The sequence below is a fragment of the Paraburkholderia sp. SIMBA_053 genome (assembly GCF_046534895.1).
Lineage (GTDB): Bacteria > Pseudomonadota > Gammaproteobacteria > Burkholderiales > Burkholderiaceae > Paraburkholderia > Paraburkholderia caledonica.
Genome location: NZ_JAWRXU010001731.1, coordinates 1 through 235, shown reverse-complemented (window position 1 = coordinate 235; position 235 = coordinate 1). Strand labels below are relative to the sequence as shown.

General features: G+C 63.4%; 1 protein-coding gene. It reads left to right on the top strand.

Annotation, left to right across the window (positions count from 1 at the left end; genetic code table 11):
• Nucleotides 1-235 (top strand): aminotransferase class I/II-fold pyridoxal phosphate-dependent enzyme (locus SB753_RS41435; RefSeq protein ID WP_410805737.1); only part of this gene is annotated, 235 nt, incomplete at both ends.

Genomic DNA, 235 nt, shown 5'->3' with positions numbered 1-235 from the left:
ACGGCGTGCGGCTTTCGAAGGCCAAGCGCTTTCGCTACAAGAACAACGATCTCGCGGACCTCGAAGCCAGACTGAAAGAGGCGGACGCGGCCGGCGCACGCTTTAAGCTCATCGCGACAGACGGCGTATTTTCGATGGACGGCATCATCGCCGACCTCGCCGGCATCTGCGATCTGGCCGACCGCTACGGCGCGCTCGTGATGGTCGACGACTCGCACGCCGTCGGCTTTATCGG